This is a genomic window from Micromonospora sp. NPDC049240, from assembly GCF_040647835.1.
Taxonomy (GTDB): Bacteria; Actinomycetota; Actinomycetes; order Mycobacteriales; family Micromonosporaceae; genus Micromonospora.
Genome location: NZ_JBEZCX010000044.1, coordinates 1 through 5022 on the forward strand (window position 1 = coordinate 1; position 5022 = coordinate 5022).

General features: G+C 72.2%; 4 protein-coding genes. 1 reads left to right on the forward strand and 3 read right to left on the reverse strand.

Going from position 1 to position 5022, the window contains the following annotated elements; translation table 11 throughout:
- Together AB0B02_RS31755 and AB0B02_RS31760 are read right to left on the reverse strand one after the other, a co-directional pair.
- Positions 1–1577, reverse strand: a 1577-nt coding sequence (locus tag AB0B02_RS31755) for a condensation domain-containing protein (protein WP_357306761.1), incomplete at its 3' end; no start/stop codon positions are given.
- A gap of 139 nt (positions 1578–1716) precedes the next feature.
- Positions 1717–3051, reverse strand: a complete 1335-nt coding sequence (locus AB0B02_RS31760) for a cation:proton antiporter (protein ID WP_281939224.1) — start codon at positions 3049–3051, stop codon at positions 1717–1719.
- Between the two features lie 364 nt (positions 3052–3415).
- Here AB0B02_RS31760 and AB0B02_RS31765 point away from each other — a divergent pair, with 364 nt between their 5' ends.
- On the forward strand, positions 3416–4399 hold the full coding sequence (locus AB0B02_RS31765; protein WP_357306768.1) for a hypothetical protein: 984 nt from the start codon (positions 3416–3418) through the stop codon (positions 4397–4399).
- Here AB0B02_RS31765 and AB0B02_RS31770 read toward each other — a convergent pair.
- Positions 4384–4869, reverse strand: a complete 486-nt coding sequence (locus AB0B02_RS31770; protein WP_357306771.1) for an iron-containing alcohol dehydrogenase — start codon at positions 4867–4869, stop codon at positions 4384–4386. The genes AB0B02_RS31765 and AB0B02_RS31770 overlap by 16 nt on opposite strands.
- Positions 4870–5022 lie beyond the last annotated feature (153 nt).

Below are 5022 nucleotides of genomic sequence, written 5' to 3' on the forward strand. Positions count from 1 at the left end.
TACGACAACGACACCCCACCCACCACCACCGCCACCGCATCCGGCGACCGCCGCACCCGCTCCTCGAACAACTCGTGCAGGCAGCGGTCGACGGGAGCCGCCGACTGGGGTTCACCGATCACCACAGCTCGTTCCGCGGCGTCGAGCAGTTCCAGGCTCGCCAGCGGCGCGTCCACGTCGGCCACCGCGGCGGCGAGCAGGTTGCGCAGGTGGGTGGCCATGCGCTCGACGGTGGACTCGTCGAACAGGGCGGTCGCGTAGACGAGATGGCCGCCGAGACGGCCGTCGCCGGCGTCGCCGACCTGCAACTCCAGGTCGCACTTGGCGATGCCGCCGGTGAGCGGGTACGGCCACATCCGCGCACCCGGCAGCGTCACGGCGTCGCGGCGCGGCTCGTGCATGGTGAGGGCGACCTGGTAGAGGGGGCTGCGCGACATGTCCCGCTCCGGCTGCAGCTCGTCCACCAGCCGCGCGAACGACACGTTCTGGTGGTCGTAGGCGTCAGCCAGCACCTCGCGGGCCGCCGCGACGAGTTCGGCGAAGCTCTGCCGCTCGTGCCAACGGGTACGCATCACCAGGTTGTTGATGCCGTACCCGATCAGTCCCTGCAGCTCCGGCCGGCTGCGCCCGGACACGACGGTGCCGACAGGCACGTCGTTCAGGCCGGTGTACCGGGAGACCAGCAACTGGAACGCGGCGAGGAAGACCACGAACGGAGTGGTGCCGAGCCGCTCGGCCAGCTGCCGCACCTGGCCGGCGAGCGCGGCGGGGAGCGCGAACTCGACCGCGGCGCCGTCATGCTCGCGCACGGCTGGACGCTGCCGGTCCGCGGGCAGGTCGATCGTCGGCAGCTCGGCGAGCTGCTCACGCCAGTAGTCCAGGTGCCGGGCGGTCTCCCGCTCGGCGGCGGCGGCGTGCTGGGCGGCGGCGAAGTCGGCGTACTGCACGGGCAGGTCGGGCAGGTCGGGGACGGCGTTCTCGACGAACGCGCGGTAGAGCTGGGCGAACTCACGCACGAAGACCTGCGCCGACCAGGCGTCGAACGCCACGTGGTGGAAGATCACCGCGAGGACGTGGTCGTCGGGTTCGAGGGCCACCAGCCGGGCCCGGATCGGCCAGTCCCGCTCCAGGTCGAACGGCCGGGCCGCCTCGTGGGCGAGCACCTGGGCGCAGCGCGCCGCCCGCTCGTCGGTTGACCCGGTGAGCACGTCGGTCGCCACGTGGATCGGGGCCGGCGCGTCGATCACCTGCTCCGGCTCGTCGCCGGTGAGCACGTAGCGGGTACGCAGGATCTCGTGCCGGGCGATCAACGCGGACAGCGCCCGCTCGATCGCGTCCCGATCGGCCACGCCGCGGATCCGGAACGCGAGCGGGACCAGGAACTCGCGGCTGTCCGGGTCGAGCCGGTTGAGGAACCACATCTGCTGCTGACCCGACGACAGGCGCAGCGGCCGGTCCCGGTCGGCGCGCGGCAGCCCGGATCGTCTGCCCGTCCGGCCTCCGCCCAGCCGGCGCAGGAGCAGCTCGCTGCGCAGGTCGGACACGGACGGGACCTGATCGATATTTTCGGTGGTCATCCGAGACCGCTCCCTTGCTCGCGACGGTTCCGCTCGTGGCGCGGACGTAGTGGTGGTGCGGGACAGCACGGCACCAGGGCAGCCTCTCGGCGGGCGCGATAGTTCATCTATACGGCGACTATCCGCGCATCCGCGCAGCTCACGGGCGGGTGGCCGCCGGCGGTGCCGCGGCCGGCTCGTCGTACGCGCGCAGCCGCATCTCCTCGTCCGCGGTGATCTGCAGCCGGGACATGCCGAACCGCAGCAGTGGCGGACTCATCAGCGAGGTCACGATCGCGATGAGGACGATCGTGGTGTACATCGTGGTCGTCAGGACGCCCAGCTGCACACCGACCATGGCGATGACCACCTCCATCACGCCGCGTGCGTTCATGCCCGCGCCGAGAGCGACCGCCTCCCAGCGGTTGAGGCCACTGAGCCAGGCGCCGAGGAACGCGCCGCTGAACTTGCCCACGATGGCGATCACCAGCAGCAGCGTCGCGATGCCGAGCACGAGCGGCTTGGCCAGCAACGTGAGATCCATGCGCAGCCCGGCGGTGGCGAAGAACAGCGGCGCCAGCACCGCGGTCACCAGCAGGCGCAGCGGGGCGAGGCGCCGCACCACCTCCGGACCGGCGCTGCCGATCAACATGCCCCCGATCAACGCGCCGAAGATGGCCTCCAGATGCAGCGCCTGAGTGGCGGTCGCGCACAGCACGATCAGGATGGTCGCGCTGACCAGGACGGGGCCCTGGCCCTCCGACCGACTCGCGACCCGCATCACGCGGCCGACCAGCGGACGCCCGACGAACACGGCGACCAGTACCACGGCGGCCAGGTACGCGATCGGCAGCACCAGGTCGCCGGCGCGCAGTCCCGTTGTCGCGACGGCCGTCACCACGGACAGGCCGAGCCACCCCAGCAGGTCGTCGACCGTGCCTGCCATCAGGATGAGCTGCCCGACGTTGCGGTGGATCATCCGCAGGTCCATCAGGGTCTTCGCGATCACCGGAATGGCGCTGACCGCCATGGCGATTCCCAGGAACAGCGCGAACGCCGGCCGTTGACCGTGCTCCGACAGCAGCGACCGCGGAAGCAGCACCCCCACCGTGACGCCGAGGGCCAGCGGGATCAGCAGCCCCGGCAGACTCACCCGCAGCGCGGTCTGATGGCGCCGGCGGATCATCCGCAGATCCAGGCTCGCGCCGGTGAACGCCACCAGCAGCACCAACCCGACCTGCCCGACGGCGTCGAGCAGGTGAAACTGTTCGGCGGTGGGCGGAAACAGCCATCGGAACGCCGCCGGTGCGACGCCCCCCAGCAACGACGGTCCAAGCAGGACGCCGGCCAACAACTCGCCGACAATGGCGGGGAAGGAGAGCCGCGCGGCCAGCTTGCCGAGCAGAGCCGCGGCCAGCAGCAGCACGCCGATCTGCAGGAGCAGGAAGAGCAGTGGGGTGCCACCGAGCGGGCTGATTGGGTCTGCGACGTACATGGGATCCCCTGCCTGAAGGCGACCGAGAGGGCTCGTTCACCATGAGCAGGATCCCTATACTCCGTCAGTATCCCCAGCTTGGCGCCGCGCACCGATCATCGGTGGCAAGCTCGCCCGGCCGGCGCCGGGGGCTGCGCGGGATCTCGACGCGGCCTGTCGAGGACGACATGCGGCGGCTGCCCGGGAGCGGGCAGGCGCGATCCCCTCGGTCCGGGCGAGGATCACCCCGTCGTCGGGCGGCGCCGGCAATGGCCGATCCGGTATGGTATTTCCCTCAGTGGCCGGGCGAAGTGTGGAGGGTTTCCTGTGGACGTCGGGGTTTCCTGTGGACGTCCGGGCCGGCCGACCGGCAGAGGATGAGGACGTGACCCAGCCAGCGTCCACGTCCACAAGTGGCCCGCGCCGGCCCGACAGGCGGCCCGGCGCCCGGTCCGATCCGCCGCGGACCCGGATCGGTCGCCTCTGGGCGCGTCACCTGGTCCGGGACGAGGGCGGCGCGGACCGGTTCACGCTGTTTCTCGTCGCCGCGGTGGTCACGATCCTGGTGACCAGGGCGTTCCTGGGCATGACCGGCTACCCCCAGGTGGGCAGCGGCGGGCTGCACGTGGCGCACGTGCTGTGGGGCGGCCTCGCAATGCTCGCCGCCCAGCTGATGACCACGCTGTTCCTCGGCAGCGCGGTGAAGAACGCCGCCGCCCTCGTGGCCGGTGTCGGGTTCGGGTTGTTCATCGACGAGGTCGGCAAGTTCCTCACCGCCGACAACAACTACTTCTACGAGCCCGTCGCCGCCATCATCTACGCCGTCTTCGTCGCGACGTACGTCGCGGTGCGACTCGCCGTCAACCGGCGGCCCCTGAGCGAGCGGGAACGGCTGGTCAACGCGGCGCAGCGGACGGCCGACGGCTACGCCGGCTCGGCGACGGGCGGTGAGTGGCTGACCCGGGTCCGCGAGCGGTGGCGGGCGGCGCTGGCCGGCTTCTGCCGCCGCCCGTTCGTCCGCCGCTGGACCGCCCCGGCGATCGCGCTGATCACCCTCTTCTCGCTGGGTCGCCCACTCGTGCTGCTGTCTCGGCAGCCCAACCTGCCCAACGCCATCTACGCGGCGTTCGCCTCCACCGCGTTCGTGCTCGGGATCCTCGGGTTGTGGCGCTCGACCCGTGGCCGGCCGGCGGCCGGGCTGTTCGAGGTGGCCCTGATGGTGGAGCTGCTCGTGGTGCAGGTCTTCTGGCTCCTGGACAACGAGTTCGCCGGCATCCTGCCGGTCGCCTGCACCGTGGCGCTGCTCGTCGTGAACCGGCAACACGCCGCCGACGCTCGTCCGTCGTCCGGCCGTCACCCCTTGCCGTAGTACGCGGCCGGCATGAGCGCCTGCATGTCGTCGAGCATCGGCATCCGCGGGTTGGCCGGGGCGCACTGGTCCTCGTAGGCGTTGAGCGCCTGCTGGGGCAGCGCCGCCAGGAAGGCGTCCTCGTCGACGCCGACGGCCTGGAAGGACGGTTCGATGCCGACGGCGTCGCGCAGCCGCTCCACCGCGGTGGCGTACGACTCGACCGCCTCGGCCGGGGTGGCCGCCGGCAGGCCCAGCATCCGGGCGACGTCCTGGAACCGCTCCGGCGCCCGGAAGTGCTCGTACTTGGGCCATCCGGCCAGCTTGGTCGGCGTCGTGCCGCTGTACCGGATGACGTGCGGCATCAGGATCGCGTTGGTCCGCCCGTGCGCCACGTGGAAGGTCGCGCCCAGCGTGTGCGACATGGCGTACACGATGCCGAGGAAGGCGCTGCCCAACGCCATGCCGGCGATGGTGCCCGCGTTGTGCATCTCCCGACCGGCGCCGCCGGTCGGGGGGCCGGGGCGCGCCCCCCCGGGGGGGGCCGGGGGGGGGGGGCCGCCCCCGCGGGGGGGGGGGGGGGGGGCCGCGGGCCCCCCCCCGCACCCAACCCGAGCGGGGGCCCCCCCGACCCCCGCGCCGGG